The sequence below is a fragment of the Cupriavidus basilensis OR16 genome, assembly GCF_000243095.1.
GTDB lineage: Bacteria > Pseudomonadota > Gammaproteobacteria > Burkholderiales > Burkholderiaceae > Cupriavidus > Cupriavidus basilensis_D.
In genome coordinates this window covers 15,586-30,876 of record NZ_AHJE01000031.1, presented here as the reverse complement: position 1 = coordinate 30,876, position 15,291 = coordinate 15,586, and the positions used below count along the sequence as shown (strand labels likewise).

Here is a 15,291-nt window from a genome sequence, read left to right as displayed (position 1 = left end):
GGCCGCCAGGATGGGGACGGCGTGCGTGAGGCTGAAGGAGACACCAACATGCGATCGGTCCGCTTCGCTGTCACTGCGATAACGACAGCAATCCTGGTTTGGCCTGGCCTGCAAGCCCGTGCCGAACCGCAGCCCGTCGGGCCATCTGCCGCAGTGCCTGCGGTCAACGCCGGATCCGCTATGCACGACAGTGCGACGGTCCCGGATCAAACGCCCGCCGCCGTGGCGGATGCTGGCCAGCGCGGCGCCTTTGCCGGCTTTGGCAAGCCGGTCGCGAGCAACAAGCTGGATGATATCCGCGGTGGTTCAGAGCTGGTTGTCAACGATATGCGCTTGAGCGGCACCGTGGCAGACAACACCGCCAATCACGTGCTCAGTGGCTCCAACGCCATTGCCGACGGCTCCTTCGCCAGTGCCGCGGGTTTGCCCACCGTCATCCAGAACACGGGCTCCAACGTGCTGATCCAGAACGCCACCATCATCAACGTCCAGTTCAAGCCATGATGCTGCGCAAGCTGCTTCTGCAGGCCGCGGTGTTGCTGGCTTCGGCCGGCATGTCCGTGGCATGGGCAGACTACGTCAATGTGCCCGGCGATGGCGGGAACTACTACAACGTGCGCGTCACCAGCCTCAAGGAGGCTCGGTACAAGACCACGATCCGCCAGCAATACGATTTCAGCTGCGGGTCCGCCGCCGTGGCTACGCTGCTCACATACCAGTATGGCTATCCCGTCAACGAGCAGACGGTGTTCCAGAACATGTACGTCAACGGCGACCAGGCCAAGATCAGGCAGGAAGGGTTCTCATTGCTGGACATGAAGCGCTTCCTGGAGTCGCGCGGCTTTCTTGCCGACGGCTATGAGCTGCCCTTGTCCAAGCTCGAGGAAACCCAGATACCGGCCATCGTGCTGGTAGTCGAGAACGGCTACCACCACTTTGTCGTGGTCAAGGGCGTGCATGGCAACCGCGTGCTGGTCGGCGATCCGGCGCTGGGCACGCGCGCGCTCTCGCGCGAGCACTTCGAAGCGATCTGGGACAGCCAGTTGCTGTTCGTCATCCACAATCGCGAGGACGCCGCGCGCTTCAACCTGGCGGCCGACTGGCGCGTTGCGCCAACCGGCCCTTATTCGATGGGCATCAATCGGGATAGTCTGTTCTTCACTGTCATGCCTTCGCATGGCGGTAGCGACTTCTAAGGAACGAAACATGTTCCAGACATCCTCAAAGCCCGGGCCGAATCGACGCAGCGGAGCCGGCTCGGCCACCGCGGTCGTGCTGCTCGGGGCGGGCCTTGCCTGTGCCGGGCAGGTCCGGGCAGACGAAGGCACGGGGCTGGAGGCGCTCGACACGCACGATGCGGCCGACGCCGCGAGCCTGAACGCGCCCGCCCGGCAGGCGGAATCCAGCAATCCTTACCTGGCTGCCGCACTCGGCAGCATGGCCGGCTGGAACCCGGCCCAGCAACAATCCAGCACGGAACCCAGCACGCAAGTACAAGCCGATCAGCCGTTGGCAGATCAACCTCTGGCGGATGGCCAGGGCGACCCTCTGGCAGATCTGTTGGCAAGCAAGGATGCCATCGTCAAGGCCACATCTGGCGCCGCTTCCGGTGCGAAATCCGGCCCCAGCTCTGAAGCGCCCGCCGCCGAAAGCCCCCGCGTGCTCGCACAGCACGACAGCGCTACGGGTTGGAAACCGGTCGTGCAGGAGCGCCTGCAAGATCTTCGCGGCGGTTTTGCCGCGGCTGCCCGTCCGGCGCCGGAGACGATGGACGATGGAATCTCGACAACGCCGTCCACCGTCCGGGCGCAAGCCGATGCGCCGCGCGTGCATGCGGCCCGCAGCACCATGGCGAGCTGGAAGCCGGTTGCACAGGATCGCCTGGATGACTTGCGCGGCGGCTTCGACGTGGGAGGCCTGCAAGTTTCGTTCGGTATCGAACGCGCGGTGATCATCAACGGTGCGCTGGTGGTGGCAACCAGCATTACCATTCCAGACGTGAGCCGCATCACGGCTGACCAGGCAACGCGGCTGGCCGCGGCGCTCGGTGTGGCCGCCGGTTCGGGTGCAGCGGCAGGCGCGGCCGTGAGCAACGCATTGGCCTCCAACCCCGTTACCGGGGCCAACGGCAGCAGCAGCACCGGTGCCAGCAGTAGCAGCACGGGCGCCAGCGCCAGTGCGGCCGGCACGCCTGGCACGTCGGTGACCAGCTTGCCTGCTTCCGCGATCGCGGCGGCCAGCGCGGCCGTGACGAGCAATGGTGTGCTTAACCTGATACAGAACGGACCTGGAAACAGCGTCGCGGCCAGCGCGCTGGCCGGGTCGCCGGCAACGGTGATCCAGAACACGCTGAACAACCAGTCGATACAGAGCCTGGTGACCATCAATGCAGGGGTTAACACCTTGCAAGCATTCCGCTCCGAGATGGCCGGCCTGGCATTGAGCAACGCATTACTGAATTCCGCCAGCCGAAGGTAGGCAAGAGACTAGACGAACGGCTGTGGTTGGCAGTGATTGGGTAGTAGGAAACAAGTGCGACACGAGGGGCAGTATGCGTTAAGCAGGTTGCGGACTCCTGCACGAAGCAGTCCGCCGTCCGGGGGAGGAAGGCGAAATGACGAAAAGGTCGCTGCGCGGCATCCGGCAGGCTGGGTGCTCGACTTTGTTTTTACTTGGCGGGCTGGCGCAAGCGCAGACCCCGCCCGATGATGGACCCACCGCGGCAAGGCTGGATGCCCTGAAGCGAGAGGTCACCGAGCAGGCCGCCGCGCTGGAGGCGATGAAGCGGTCGATGGCGGAGCAGGAGGCCACCATCCGCGAGTTGCGCAGTGTGCTTGGGGACGACGTGCTGGCCAGAAAGCGCGGTGGCCAGCGCGCGCCAGGCACGGGCGTGACCCCGGGCGACACGGCAACCAATGCCGCGGCCGCCGCCGCCGGCTCGGCCGGCACGCAACAGTTGCCCAACACCTCCAACGTGCCGCAAGGCGGCGTGGCGCAAGCCAGCGATGCGCCAGCGGTGGCGCAGGCCGGCGACGAGCAGCCGGTGGGCAAGCCGCCCGAAGCCAGTACCACCCCGCCGGCGATCGCGCCGATCTTCGACCAGCCCGGCGTGCTCACGCCCGCGGGCAAGATCGTGGTCGAGCCGAGCTTCCAGTACGGGTATTCGTCCAACAACCGCGTGGCGCTGGTCGGCTACACGATCATCCCCGCCATCCTGATCGGCCTGGTCGACGTGCGCGAGGTCAAGACCTCGACCTACGTCGAGGCTGTTGCCTTCCGCTACGGCCTCACCAAGCGCCTGGAGATCGAAGCCAAGGTGCCCTACGTGCAGGCCTCCGGCTCCACGGTCAGCCGCGAGATCTTCACCGGCACCGCGGTCGACAACGTCTTCAATTCGAGCGGAAGAGGCCTGGGTGACGTGGAAGCGACCGTGCGCTACCAGATCAACTACGGCAACGAGAAGCTGCCGTACTTCATCGGCTGGCTGCGCTACAAGTCCGCCACCGGCAAGAGCCCCTTCGATGTGGTCACCGATTGTGTGACGCGCTGCGTGGGCAATACCACCGGTACCGGCCTGCCGCTCGGGCTGCCGACCGGCACCGGCTTCCAGGCGGTGCAGCCCGGCGTCACGTGGCTGCTGCCCACCGACCCGGCGGTGTTCTTCGGCACCTTCAGCTACCTGCACAATTTCTCGCGCGACAATGTCAGCCGTACCGTGCTCAACGGACAGCAGGAGTCCCTGGGCAAGATCGCGCCGGGCGACATCTTCGGCTTCAATTTCGGCATGGGCCTGTCGCTCAACGAGCATGCGTCGTTCAGTATCGGCTACGACCAGAGCATCATCTGGCCGACCAAGCAGAACGGCCAGACCGTGCCGGGCTCGGTGCGCATTACCCAGGGTACCTTGCTGGTGGGCTATTCGTACCGTTTCAACAGCCGCTACACGCTGAACCTGTCGGTGGGTGCCGGGCTGACGCGGGACACGCCGGACCTGCGCCGGACCTGCAGGTCACGCTGCGCTTGCCAATCACTTTCTGAGGACCGTTCGCACGTGGAAAATGGTTGCTGGAAACGCAAGGTGATGCGCGGCGCGCACGCCGGCTTCATCGCCTTGCGCTTACTCCACGACTGGCGTACAAATGAAAAAACCCGTCCCCAGGGCGGATACGGATGCACCTCCACCATCTCCACCATCTGGCTTGGCATGGATGCGTGAAGGCGACTCCGCATGCACACCGCTGCCGGGAAAGTCCGAAACGGCCTGACATGGCCAGAAGCGAGGAGAGAGTCATGCGCAAACGTATCTTCTGGTTGTTGCCCGATCTGGCGAGCGCCCGCCGCACCATGGACGACCTGCTGCTGGCGCGCATCGAGAACTGCTGCTGGCGCGCATCGAGAACAGTCACATCCACTTTATCGCGCGCGATGGCGCCGACATGAGCGGCCTGCACGAAGCCAACCTGTTCCAGACTTCCGACATCGTGCATGCCGCCGAGATGGGGCTGATGGTGGGCGGCGGCATCGGCATCGTGGCGGGCGCGCTGGTGGCCATGTTCCCGATTGTCAGCGAGACCCCGCAATGGGGCCTGGTAGGCGTGCTGGCGGTGCTTGGCGCGGCATTCGGCGCCTGGGCGTCCAGCATGATCGGCTGCTCCGCGCCAAACAGCCGGCACAAGACCTTCGAGAAAGACATCGAGGAAGGCAAGATCCTGCTGATGGTGGATGTGCCGCGTGGCCGCATCGAGGAAATCGAAGCGCTGCTGCAATCGGCCCACCCGGAAGCCCGCTTTGCCGGGCTGGATCCCGCCATCCCTGCCTTTCCCTGAGTTCTCCCCCGGGCTTGCCCTGATGGGCAGGCCGTCACATTGCCACGCCGAGGCTCGGCGGCCTGAGGGCCGCCTGCCCCGGTGGGCTGGCGCCCGCTATTTCCCCTCCTGAGCCGCGTTTGCAACAGCGATTTGCCGAATGGCATCGCTTTGAGGTAATTTGCGTGTCGCCGCGCCCATCCGTGGCGCGCATCACAAAGCAAAAAAACGGTCAATGCCAATGGCGGCGTGGGAGGGCGGCGCATCGAGCTGGTGACGTACGACGACGGCTTCGACGCCAAGCGCACGCCTGACAACGTGCGCAAGCTGATCCAGGAAGACAAGGTGTTCGCGCTCTTCATGGTACGCGGCACGCCGCAGAACGAAAGCATCCTGCCCATCATCAACGCCGAGAAGATCCCGCTGGTGGCGCCGCTGACCGGCGCTATCACCCTGCACCGCCCGGTCAGCCGCTACGTGTTCAACGTGCGCGCCAAGTACCAGGACGAGGTGGCCCGCGCAATCAACCATCTCGCCACCTCGGGCATGACCCGCATCGCCATCTTCTACGCCAACGACGGCTTTGGCCGGGACGTGTTTGAGGGCTACAGCACCGCGCTGCAGGCGCGTGGCGTGCAGCCGGCGGCCAGCGCCTCGTTTGCGCGCCCGATGGGCGATATCCAGGCCGGTGTCGCCGCCATCAACAAGGCCAACCCGCAAGCGGTGCTGGTCATTGGCTCCGGCTCCGAGGCGGCGCGCCTGATCAAGGAACTGCGCCGCGGCGGCAGCCAGGCGCAGTTCGTCACGCTGTCCAATAACGCCGCCGACTCCTTTATCAAGGAGCTGGGCGAGGACGCGCACGGCCTGATCATCACGCAGGTGGTGCCGGGGCACCAACTCCGGCCAGATGAGCATCGCCAGCGAGTACCGCAGCCTGGCACGGCAGCAAGGCGTGGACCCGAGCAATGCCGGCATGGAAGGCTTCATGTCGGCCAAGGTGCTGGTCGAGGGCCTGCGCCGGGCCGGGCCAGATCCGACGCGCGAGCGGCTGGTTGGCGCGCTGGAGGGCCTGCGCGACTTCGACCTCGGCGGCATCCTGATCAGCTACAGCCCGACGCGGCATACGGGCTCGTCGTTCGTCGAAATGTCGATCGTGTCGTCCACTGGCAAGCTGATCCGCTAAGCACGCTGCGGTATAGTCGCCACATGGCTACCCTACCTTTTTCCCTCGAAAGCCGCGTGGCACTGGTCACCGGCGGCGCGCAAGGCCTGGGCCAGGCGATTGCCGCCGGGCTGGCGCAAGCCGGCGCACACGTCATCGTCGCCGCGCGCAATGCCGAGCGCGTGCAGGCCGCCGTTGCCTTGCTGGCCAGCGCCGGTGGCAGCGCGGAGCCGCTGGTGCTCGATGTCACCGACGCGGCGGCGGTCGATGCCGCTTTCGCCCGCATCGATGCCACCCATGGCCGCCTGGATATCCTGGTCAACAACGCCGGCGCGCGCAACCGCAGCAATATGGCGCACCTGGACGCCGCGGACCTGCGCGAGATGCTGGAGACCAACCTGGTGGCGCCTTACGCCTTGTGCCGCCACGCGGCGCAACTGATGCGGCGCGGGCGCTACGGGCGCATCGTCAATGTCAGCTCGATTGCGGGGCAGGTGGCGCGTGCCAACGATGTGCTTTATCCCGCTACCAAGGGTGGGCTCGATGCGCTGACGCGTGCCATGGCGGCCGATCTTGGGCGCGATGGGGTGACTGTGAACGCGGTGGCACCCGGGTATTTTGCTACCGAGCCTAATCAGCCGATGGTGGATGACGCTGATGTGGCCGCGTGGTTGCGGCAGAGGACCGCGCTCGGGAGGTGGGGGCAGCCGGAAGAGATAGCGGGGGCGGTTGTTTTCCTGGCTTCCGGGGCGGCTTCCTATATTACCGGGCATGTTCTGGCGGTGGATGGCGGGTATCTGGCGCATTTCTGAAGCAGGGGTAGCGGTACAGCGCACGCACGTGGGTGACCATCTTCCGCCCTGCAAGTGCCTGCTGTTCAGGCCGCCTTCCCCTTCTTGAAATGCGCCTGCAGCGCTTCAATCATTGCTGCGGCCGCCGTCGAGTCTCCCCTCTCCCTCAAGCGCACCAGGCAAATATCCCGCACCAGCGAAGGCAACTGCATTGGCCGGATTGCCAGGTTCTCTTGCTGGAACTGAAATAGCGCCAAGGCTGGCACCACGGTCACGCCAAGTCCGGCCGCTACCAGCGCGGCCACGGTGGCCAGGTGCTCCACTTCCATGACCCCGTTGAGCTTGAGCGGATGCAGCGCGGCATCCAGGTGCTGGCGCACGCTGCTGGTCCGGGAGAGCTGGATAAAGGGCAGGCCTGCCAGCGCTTGGGGTGTCACGCGCCGCCGGCTGGCCAGGGGATGGCCCGCGGGGCAGACCAGGTGGAAGGTGTCCGTTACCAGGGGCTCGATGCGCAGGTCGCCGTCCTGCGCGGGGGCGGGGGCCAGCGCGAAATCCGCGCGGCCGCGCCTTACCAGGTCGATGCAGCCGTCCGCCAGCAGGTCGAACAGCTCGATGGCGATGCCGGGGTAGCGCTGGTGGAAGGCGGCCAGGATCGGCGGCAGGTCGCCCGCAGCCAGCGAGGGCAGCGCGGCGATCGAGACGCGTCCCTTGCGGCGTTCGGCATGGTCGCGCAACTCCGCGAAGGCGGTCTCGAAATCGGCTAGCAGCCGCGCCGCCACTTCTTCGAAACGCCGTCCTTCCACGCTGAGCTCCACGTGGCGCGTGGTGCGCTCGAACAGCCGCGTGCCGGCTTGCTCCTCCAGGGTCTGGATGAGCGCGCTGAACGCGGACTGCGACAAGTGGCAGGCCTGCGCCGCCCGGGTGAAGTTGCGGTGCGTGACCAGGGCCACGAAGGCGCGCAGGTGTTTGACGGAGAGGTTCATTGGTTAGCGCAAGTGGCTTCGATTTAATCTGAAGAATCGATAGATTAATCCAAATTATCCGCTTTTTGGTTGACCGCGGCGCGTCTAGAATAGCCGCATCGGCCAGCATTCCCGCGCGCGGCCAGTCCTTCTTCACCCGGTTCTCACCAGGCTTTCATCCTATGACCGCCTCTTTGCTGATCGGCTCCGGCGCCGGTTTTTCCGGCGACCGCACCGACGCCGCCCTGCCCGTGGTGCGCACGCTGATCGCAGCGGGCGGCCCGGCCGTGCTGATGTTCGAGACGCTGGCCGAGCGCACGCTGGCGCTGGCCCAGCTGGCGCGCCGCAACAATCCCGCCCACGGCTACGAGCCCTTGCTCGACGCCTTGCTGGCGCCGGTGCTGGGGCTGTGCCTGGCCAACGGCATTCCCATCGTCGGCAATTTCGGCGCGGCCAATCCCCATGCCGCGGCGCAGCGCGTGCGTGCGCTGGCCGCGGAGCTGGGCCTGGCACCGCCACGGGTGGCGGTGGTGGAGGGCGACGATCTCTCGCACGATGCCGGCCGGGCGGTGCTGCGGCAGATCGTGGGCGCGGGCTTTCCGGAGGCACGCTTCGTTTGCGCCAACGCTTACATTGGCGCGCGGGGCATTGCCGATGCGCTGAGCGCTGGCGCGCAGGTAGTGGTGTGCGGCCGCGTGGCGGATCCCGCGCTGGCGGTCGGCCCGGCCATGGCGCATTTTGGCTGGTCGTGGCAGGACTGGGACCGGCTGGCGCGCGCCACCATGGCAGGGCATTTACTGGAATGCGGGGCGCAGGTCACCGGCGGCTATTTTGCCGACCCCGGCATGAAGGACGTCCCCGATGTGCACGCCGTTGGCTATCCCATCGTGCGCCTGGACGAGCACGGCAATATCGAAGTGAGCAAGGCGGCAGATACGGGCGGCTGCGTTGACCTGCGCACGGTCAAGGAGCAGCTCCTCTACGAAGTGCATGACCCCGCCGCCTACCTGACCCCCGACGTCATCGCCGACATCAGCGCGGCCACGGTCGAGCAGATCGGCCCGGACCGCGTGGCGGTGCGCAATGTGCGTGGCCGCGAGCGGCCCGAGCAGCTCAAGGCCAACCTGTTCTACGAAGGCGGCTGGATCGCGGAAGGCGAGATCTCCTACGCCGGGCCCAATGCCGCGGCACGCGCGCGCCTTGCCGCCGAGATCGTGCGCAAGCGCATGGATCTGCTGGGTCATGCGGTGCCGATCCGCTTCGACCTGATTGGCGTGCTGAGCGTGTTTGCCGACGATGGCGGCCGCCTGCTGCAACAATCACAACCCGGCGAGGCGCAGGCACAGGATGTGCGCCTGCGCGCCGCGCTGGCGCATGAGGACAAGCCGGTGGCCGACGCGCTGCTGCGCGAGGTCAATGCGCTCTATACCTGCGGCCCGGCGGGCGGCGGCGGCGTGCGCACCGCGATGCGCGCGCGGCTGAACGCCATGTCCTGCCTGGTGCCACGCAGCGCCGTCACCGCAAGCCACTCCCTGCTGCCATGAACGCAACCACGATCCCAGCCACCATCGCGCTCTACCAGCTCGCGCACGGACGCACGGGCGACAAGGGCGATCGCTCCAACATCAGCGTGATCGCCTACGACGCGCGCGACTTCGATCACCTCTGCGCGCATGTCACCGAGGATGCGGTGGCGGCGCTGTTCCGCTATCGCAAGCCGGCGGCGGTCAAGCGCTACCTGGTGCCCTCGCTGCAGGCGATGAATTTCGTCATCGACGGCGTGCTCGACGGTGGCGTAAACGATGCGCTCAACCTCGACGCGCACGGCAAGGCGCTGTCTTTCCTGCTGCTGCAGCTGGAAATTCCTCTACCCCCGCGGCTGGCCGGCGCCGGCTAAAAGCACACCGAAGCAGAACACCGAAGCAAAGCGACAAACCAGAACGACAAACCACAACGATTCCAGATTCGAACAGGAGACCAAAGATGTCCGCATACACCAAATCCGCTTCCCGCCTGAAGGTGGTCACCGGCATCGCCGCCGCTGCGCTCGCGCTGCTGGCCGGCCCGGCGCAGGCGGAGTTTCCGGACAAGCCGATTCGCTTCGTGGTGCCGTTCGCCGCGGGCAGCGCCACGGACCAGCTCGCCCGCGCGATCGGCCAGGCCATTACGGTGGATGCCAAGGTGACGGTGGTGGTCGACAACAAGCCCGGCGCCAACGGCTTTATCGCTGCCAGCGACGTGGCCAAGGCCAGCCCGGACGGCTATACCGTGCTGATCAGCACCAACACCACGCATGCGGCCAACGAGCATCTGTTCAAGAAGCTGCCCTACGACCCGGTCAAGGATTACGTTCCCGTGACCGCGCTCGGCCGTGGCGGCCAGATCATGGTGGTCAACCCGCAGTTGCCGGTCAACAATGTGGCGGACTTTATCGCGCTGGCCAGGAAGGAGCCGGGCAAGCTCAGCTTCGGCAGCGGCAGCTCGTCCTCGCGCATCGCCGGTGAGCTGTTCCAGCAGATGGCGCATGTGCAGTTGCTGCACGTGCCCTACAAGAGCAATCCGCTAGCCGTCACCGACCTGCTGGGCAACCAGATCCAGATGATGATCACCGATACCGCCACCGGCCTGCCCCAGGTCAAGAGCGGCAAGCTCAAGGCGCTGGGCGTCTCGGGCAAGACCCGCTCGCCGCTGGCGCCCAATGTGCCGACCATCGACGAGGCCGGCGTCAAGGGCTATGAGATGAGCTACTGGTTCGCCGCCTACGCGCCGGCCAAGACGCCGCAGCCGATCGTGGACAAGCTCAACGCCATGCTGGTGAAGGCAGCCAGGAGGGAAGAGCTTCTTGCGCGTGCGCACTCCGTGAACTCCGTGGCGTCCGTCAGTTGCTGGTAGCCGATGTCACGCGTAAAAAACACCAGCGAGCGATAGCGGTCGTTGCCCATGCCGTTGCGCAGGCCGAGCGACGGTGGCAGTTCGGCTGGCGTGGTCGGGCGGTTGGCCGTGTCTTTCAGCCACATCAGCTTGCGCTCGCGCAGCGTGCGGAAGAACGTGGCGCGATCCTGCGTGGCCAGGTTGTCCTGCACCTTGATCCACATCTTCGCCTGCGGGCCGCCATCGGCCGCTTCCCATACGCTGGTGAAGGTGTGATGGCCGTCGGTCAGGTACGGCTTGCCCGCCGGGCCGATCACCATGGTCTTCATATCCGCGGGCTTGTTGCCGACCGCCTTGGTGCAGGTGAAGGAGGCGAGGTTGTCCAGGCGCGAGGCAGCGGCCGTCGTGCTGGCCTTGCTCTGGCCGTTGGCCTCGCAGGCATCGTCGAACTTCTTGGCCGGGTCGGCAGCGTAGCGGCCCAGCTTGTAGTAGATCTGGTCGAAGCCGATGGCCGGCTGGGTCGGGCGCAGGTCCGCCAGCGTGACTTGCACGATATCGCCGGCCTTGGCTTGCAGGTAGGTGGTGGTCGGGGTTTGCACGGCCAGCGGCGTGCAAACGGCCTGGAGACGGCGCTTGGCGCCGGGCACGTCGCGCAGCTGGTAGGCCAGCTTGCTGCTGACCGGCAGCAGCGCCAGCGAGGCGGCCACTGGCTGGGCGGCGATGGTGTCCTGCCAGGTCCCGGAGACCAGCCCGTTGGCGCCGGTAGCGATGGCGCCGCTGGCCGCGATGGCCGCGTTGTAGTTCAGCGCCACGTCGGTCGCGATGTTGTCGGCGGCGAGCCGGTTGCCCGCGATCGAGACCAGGTTGCGGCGGGTGCGGCCGGTGGCCGCGTTGCCGTCGTCCAGCTCGGGCTCGGCGCACAGCCAGTCGCCGTCGGCGGCGCCGGCGGCCATGGCCTGCGCGCTCCTGAGCACCCAGCTGCCGTTGCGCGGGCTGCCGTCCGCATGGCTGGCGGCTTCGTCGACGAACAGCGTTGCCTGCGCGTCCTGGCGCGCCACGAACAGGCGGCCGATCTTGCTGCCGCCCAACGTCATGGCGAAGGCGCCGGGGAAGCGCTGCTGGTCGGCGTCCACGGCGAGCGCGCCGCTTTCGCCGCCGGCGCAATTGTCGGCATAGGCGGCGCCGGCGCAGGCGCGCACCGTACCATCCGCGAAGATCTTGACCTGCCCGGCGGCGGCCGTGCTGCCGGCCTGGCGCAGATAGTTGTAGACGCCTGCGACATCGCTCAGGTGCGCGCCCTTGTTGGCCGCGCTCACATGGCCCTGGAGCAGCGCGCCGCCACCCGCGAGCAGGTTAGGCACCTGGCCCAGCGCGCCAGACAGCACGCCGGCATCGACCACGAACTCAAAGCCGATGGCGCTCGCGGCGGTGGCCAGGGCCGCAGGCACGTCGGCACTGGCTGCCGCCAGCTTGGTGACCTTGTAGGTGTCGCCGCTGCGGGTGTAGCTGCCCGTCAGCGTGCCGCGCAGGCCAAAGCGGGAATCGAGAAAGCGCAGCGTGACCTGGCCGGCCGCCGGCTGGTCGAGCGCAACGGACACGGTATCGCCGAAGCTCACCGCGCCCACATAGAGCGAGCCGCCCGCCAGCGGCGCGAGCGCGGCCGGTTGCGTCACTGTGCCGCCGTTGCCGCTGGTGGCGCCATTGCTGCCGGTGCTGCCGGTGCTGCCCGTTTGCGCAGCCTGCGTCTGGTCGCCGCCGCCGCCGCACGCGGCCAGCGCCGCCGTTGCCAGGGTACAGGCCACTGCTGCCCATTGCGTTCGCTTGATCATCAATCGTTCACCCGCTCCGTTGTTCTTGTTTGCCGCCCACCTGCCGGGCGTGCGGCGGCAGGGCCACAATCTATGTCGGCTGGATGACGTGTTCATGACGAAACGTCTTGCTGGCGGGAGGGTCGCGCCGCCGCTGACGCGGGACGATTGCTCGCCGCAGCCTATGGCCTGGCGCGGGCACACCCATGGCACGCATGAACGTACCCACCGCATCGATGTTTCCCGGCTCCCTCGATCCCCAGGCCCTGATCCGCACCTATATCCGCGCCAAGGATGAGAACCGTCCCCACCTGATGGCGCACACCTTCGCTGCCGACGCCACGCTGGAGATGACGGTCAAGTCGGAGGCCATCGCGTTCCCGGCCCGCAGCGAGGGCGTGGCTGTGATCAGCGACGTGCTGGTGCGGCGCTTTGGCCAGAGCTACGACAACGTCTACACGTTCTGCCTGGCAGAGGCCCCGCCCGCTGCCGACGCGCTGCGCTATGGCTGCGACTGGCTGGTAGGCATGACCGACAAGGCCAGCGGCGGTGTGCGCGTGGGCTGTGGCAGCTACGCATGGGAATTCTCGGCGCAAGATGGCGCCCGGCGCGTGCAAGCACTCACCATCGTGATCGAGGCCATGGAGGTGCTGCCCGCCGATGCCGCGCAGGCGGTGCTCGACGGCTGGCTGGCCCGCCTGCCATATCCCTGGAGCACGGCCTCGCACGTTTGCGGGCAGGCTCCGGCACTGGCACAGTTGGCACCGGTGCTGGCCTATCTGCGTTGCGGCGCCGCGCAAGACAGCCGTTGACGTGGCAACGGCACGTGGCGTTGCCTGGCTTTCCCTCCTGAAGGATCGTCCTATGCCCCCCCTGCACTACCTTGCTGGCCGCCTGACGGCGCTTTCGATGGTCTGCGTCCTCGCCCTTGCCGGCCTGCCCGCGCAGGCGCAGGTCCGGCCGCCAGCGGCCCCGCCCGCCCAGCAGAAGACCCAGGTGCCCGGCTACTACCGCATGATGCTGGGCCAGTTCGAGGTCACCGCGCTCTACGACGGCTATGTCGACCTGGACCCCAAGGTGCTCAAGTTCACCAGCCCGGGCGAGGTACAGGGCCTGCTCGCGCGCATGTTCGTGGCCTCCACGCCCGGCATGCAGACCGCCGTCAACGCTTACCTGATCAACACCGGCACCAACCTGATCCTGGTCGACACCGGCACGGCGGCTTGCTTCGGCCCCACGCTGGGCCGCGTTGTCGAGAACCTGCGCGCGGCGGGCTACAACCCCGCCCAGGTCGATACGGTGCTGCTGACCCATATGCATGGCGATCACGTGTGTGGCCTCGCGGCCGACGGCAAGGCCGTGTTCACCAACGCCATCGTGTATGCCGACAAGGCCGAGACGGGCTACTGGCTGGACGAAGCCACCGCCGCGCGCGCACCGCAGGACGCGCAGTCCTCGTTCGCCATGGCGCGCGCCGCCGTCGCCCCCTACCAGGCCGCTGGCCGGCTGCGCAGCTTCGGTGCCGGCGACAAGCTGGTGGCGGGCGTGAGCGCGGTACCGGCGCCCGGGCACACCCCGGGCCACAGTGGCTACCTGTTCAAGTCAGGCGATCAAAGCCTGCTGGTGTGGGGCGATATCGTACACAGCCACGCGGTGCAGTTCCGCCGCCCGGACGTGGCGCTGGAGTTCGACGTGGACAGCAGGCAGGCGGTGCGCACGCGCAAGAAGCTCTTCGCCGATGCCGCGGGCGGCAAGCTGTGGGTGGCGGGCGCCCACCTGCCGTTCCCCGGGATCGGCCATGTGCGCGCGGAGAGCAAGGGCTACGCCTGGGTGCCGGTGGAATACGGGCCGCTGCGCGCGGACCGGTGACGTCGGTGGGGCCCGATGTGCCGGGGTTGCCGCTTAGCGCTTGAACCCCAGCACCAGCACGCCGGCGCCGACCAGCGCGATGCCGGCCCATTCGCGCAGGCTGGGGCGTTCGCCGAGAAAGATCACGGCGAACACCGCTACCAGCAGCAGGCTCAGCTTGTCCACCGGCGCCACCTTCGAGGCATCGCCAATCTTCAGCGCGCGGAAGTAACACACCCAGGAGGCGCCGGTGGCAAGCCCGGAGAGCACAAGGAAGATCCAGGTCCGCGGCGACAGCGCGAGCGGGTTGCTCCACTTGCCCGTGAGCACCACGAAAAAGCTCAGCACCACGATGATCACCGCCGTGCGCACCAGCGTGGCAAGGTCCGAGTTGACACCTTCCAACCCGATCTTGGCGAAGATCGCCGTCAGCGCGGCAAACACGGCCGACAGCAACGCCCAATGAAACCAACCGGTGGAAGAGCCCATGGTGTTGTTGTGGGTGATCAAGGTTTGGGCGGCAGGCCAGCCCGCCAGGCCCGGCTCAGGTGCGCCGGCGCTCCATGGCCACCAGCGAGGGCGCAAAGCCGAGCTGCCCGAAGAAGGCCGCCTCGGACGAGCGCCCGGCGCGCAACACCCACGTGATATCGGGATCGTTGCCGACGATGTGGCGCACCAGCGCGCGGCCGATGCCGCGGCGGCGATGGCTAGGCGTCACCGCGACCATCGACAGGTAACCGTTGGAGATGTCGTCGCATAGCGCCCGCGCGAAACCCACGATCTCTCCGTTATCGACCGCCACCACCACCCGTTGCGAGTTGGCGATCAGCCGGGCGAAGCGCTCCGTGTTGGCAACGCGGTGCGCCCACCCATTGGCCGCAAGGAGTTGTCTGGCCGCCTCGATCTCTTCTGGCAGCAGATTGCGGATTTCCATCGGGGCTCCCCATGCAAGCAGATACGGCAACTCGGCGCTGCCCTTCTAATGGGGGGCGTCACGAGGCGAGTGCGGCGCGGGGCCGCAAAAAAGACTGCAGGCAGTGTAGC

General features: G+C 67.1%; 13 protein-coding genes and 4 pseudogenes. 13 read left to right on the top strand and 4 right to left on the bottom strand.

What is annotated here, in order from left to right; translation table 11 throughout:
* Positions 1–48 precede the first annotated feature (48 nt).
* From OR16_RS12520 to OR16_RS12490, 8 genes and pseudogenes are all read left to right on the top strand, one after another.
* Positions 49–504 (top strand): hypothetical protein, encoded by a 456-nt coding sequence (locus OR16_RS12520; RefSeq protein ID WP_043419497.1) that lies wholly within the window; start codon positions 49–51, stop codon positions 502–504.
* Positions 501–1,196 carry a C39 family peptidase gene (locus OR16_RS12515; protein ID WP_006158330.1) on the top strand — a complete coding sequence of 232 codons (696 nt, stop codon included), beginning with the start codon at positions 501–503 and terminating at the stop codon, positions 1,194–1,196. The genes OR16_RS12520 and OR16_RS12515 overlap by 4 nt, the downstream gene beginning before the upstream one ends.
* Positions 1,108–2,478 (top strand): hypothetical protein, encoded by a 1,371-nt coding sequence (locus tag OR16_RS44525; protein ID WP_192816427.1) that lies wholly within the window; start codon positions 1,108–1,110, stop codon positions 2,476–2,478. The genes OR16_RS12515 and OR16_RS44525 overlap by 89 nt, the downstream gene beginning before the upstream one ends.
* A 136-nt stretch (positions 2,479–2,614) precedes the next feature.
* Positions 2,615–4,038, top strand: a pseudogene (locus OR16_RS12505) (acetate kinase).
* 13 nt (positions 4,039–4,051) lie between these two features.
* Entirely contained in the window at positions 4,052–4,216 is a 165-nt protein-coding gene (locus OR16_RS44025; protein ID WP_158001347.1) for a hypothetical protein, read from the top strand.
* Positions 4,217–4,290: 74 nt separating this feature from the next.
* Positions 4,291–4,826 (top strand): annotated as a pseudogene (locus OR16_RS12500) (DUF1269 domain-containing protein).
* 228 nt (positions 4,827–5,054) lie between these two features.
* A pseudogene (locus tag OR16_RS45650) lies at positions 5,055–5,663 on the top strand (ABC transporter substrate-binding protein); the annotation flags it as partial.
* A 348-nt stretch (positions 5,664–6,011) separates the two neighbouring features.
* Positions 6,012–6,779 carry an SDR family oxidoreductase gene (locus OR16_RS12490; RefSeq protein WP_043419493.1) on the top strand — a complete coding sequence of 256 codons (768 nt, stop codon included), beginning with the start codon at positions 6,012–6,014 and terminating at the stop codon, positions 6,777–6,779.
* Positions 6,780–6,844: 65 nt separating this feature from the next.
* On the opposite strand, the gene OR16_RS12485 is transcribed toward OR16_RS12490, so the two are convergent.
* A complete protein-coding gene (locus OR16_RS12485) occupies positions 6,845–7,741 on the bottom strand; it encodes a LysR family transcriptional regulator (protein ID WP_006158326.1) in 897 nt (298 codons plus the stop codon).
* Between the two features lie 161 nt (positions 7,742–7,902).
* Between OR16_RS12485 and OR16_RS12480 the strand changes: the two genes are divergently transcribed.
* The 3 genes from OR16_RS12480 to OR16_RS41200 all read left to right on the top strand — a co-directional run bounded on the left by OR16_RS12480 (position 7,903) and on the right by OR16_RS41200 (position 10,612).
* On the top strand, positions 7,903–9,264 hold the full coding sequence (locus tag OR16_RS12480) for an acyclic terpene utilization AtuA family protein (RefSeq protein ID WP_006158325.1): 1,362 nt from the start codon (positions 7,903–7,905) through the stop codon (positions 9,262–9,264).
* Positions 9,261–9,617 (top strand): AtuA-related protein, encoded by a 357-nt coding sequence (locus tag OR16_RS12475; RefSeq protein WP_006158324.1) that lies wholly within the window; start codon positions 9,261–9,263, stop codon positions 9,615–9,617. The genes OR16_RS12480 and OR16_RS12475 overlap by 4 nt, the downstream gene beginning before the upstream one ends.
* Before the next feature lie 86 nt (positions 9,618–9,703).
* Positions 9,704–10,612 (top strand): Bug family tripartite tricarboxylate transporter substrate binding protein, encoded by a 909-nt coding sequence (locus OR16_RS41200; RefSeq protein ID WP_081488762.1) that lies wholly within the window; start codon positions 9,704–9,706, stop codon positions 10,610–10,612.
* 23 nt (positions 10,613–10,635) lie between these two features.
* Here OR16_RS41200 and OR16_RS48205 read toward each other — a convergent pair.
* A pseudogene (locus OR16_RS48205) lies at positions 10,636–11,544 on the bottom strand (ParB/Srx family N-terminal domain-containing protein); the annotation flags it as partial.
* A 1,061-nt stretch (positions 11,545–12,605) separates the two neighbouring features.
* On the opposite strand from OR16_RS48205, the gene OR16_RS12455 reads away from it, so the two are divergent.
* Positions 12,606–13,211, top strand: coding sequence for a hypothetical protein (locus tag OR16_RS12455; RefSeq protein ID WP_006158321.1), 606 nt, complete (start codon positions 12,606–12,608; stop codon positions 13,209–13,211).
* Positions 13,212–13,263: 52 nt separating this feature from the next.
* On the top strand, positions 13,264–14,268 hold the full coding sequence (locus tag OR16_RS12450; protein WP_006158320.1) for an MBL fold metallo-hydrolase: 1,005 nt from the start codon (positions 13,264–13,266) through the stop codon (positions 14,266–14,268).
* Between the two features lie 33 nt (positions 14,269–14,301).
* Here OR16_RS12450 and OR16_RS12445 read toward each other — a convergent pair whose 3' ends face one another.
* Entirely contained in the window at positions 14,302–14,736 is a 435-nt protein-coding gene (locus OR16_RS12445; protein ID WP_006158319.1) for an EamA family transporter, read from the bottom strand.
* A 55-nt stretch (positions 14,737–14,791) separates the two neighbouring features.
* Positions 14,792–15,181, bottom strand: coding sequence for a GNAT family N-acetyltransferase (locus OR16_RS12440; RefSeq protein ID WP_006158318.1), 390 nt, complete (start codon positions 15,179–15,181; stop codon positions 14,792–14,794).
* Positions 15,182–15,291 lie beyond the last annotated feature (110 nt).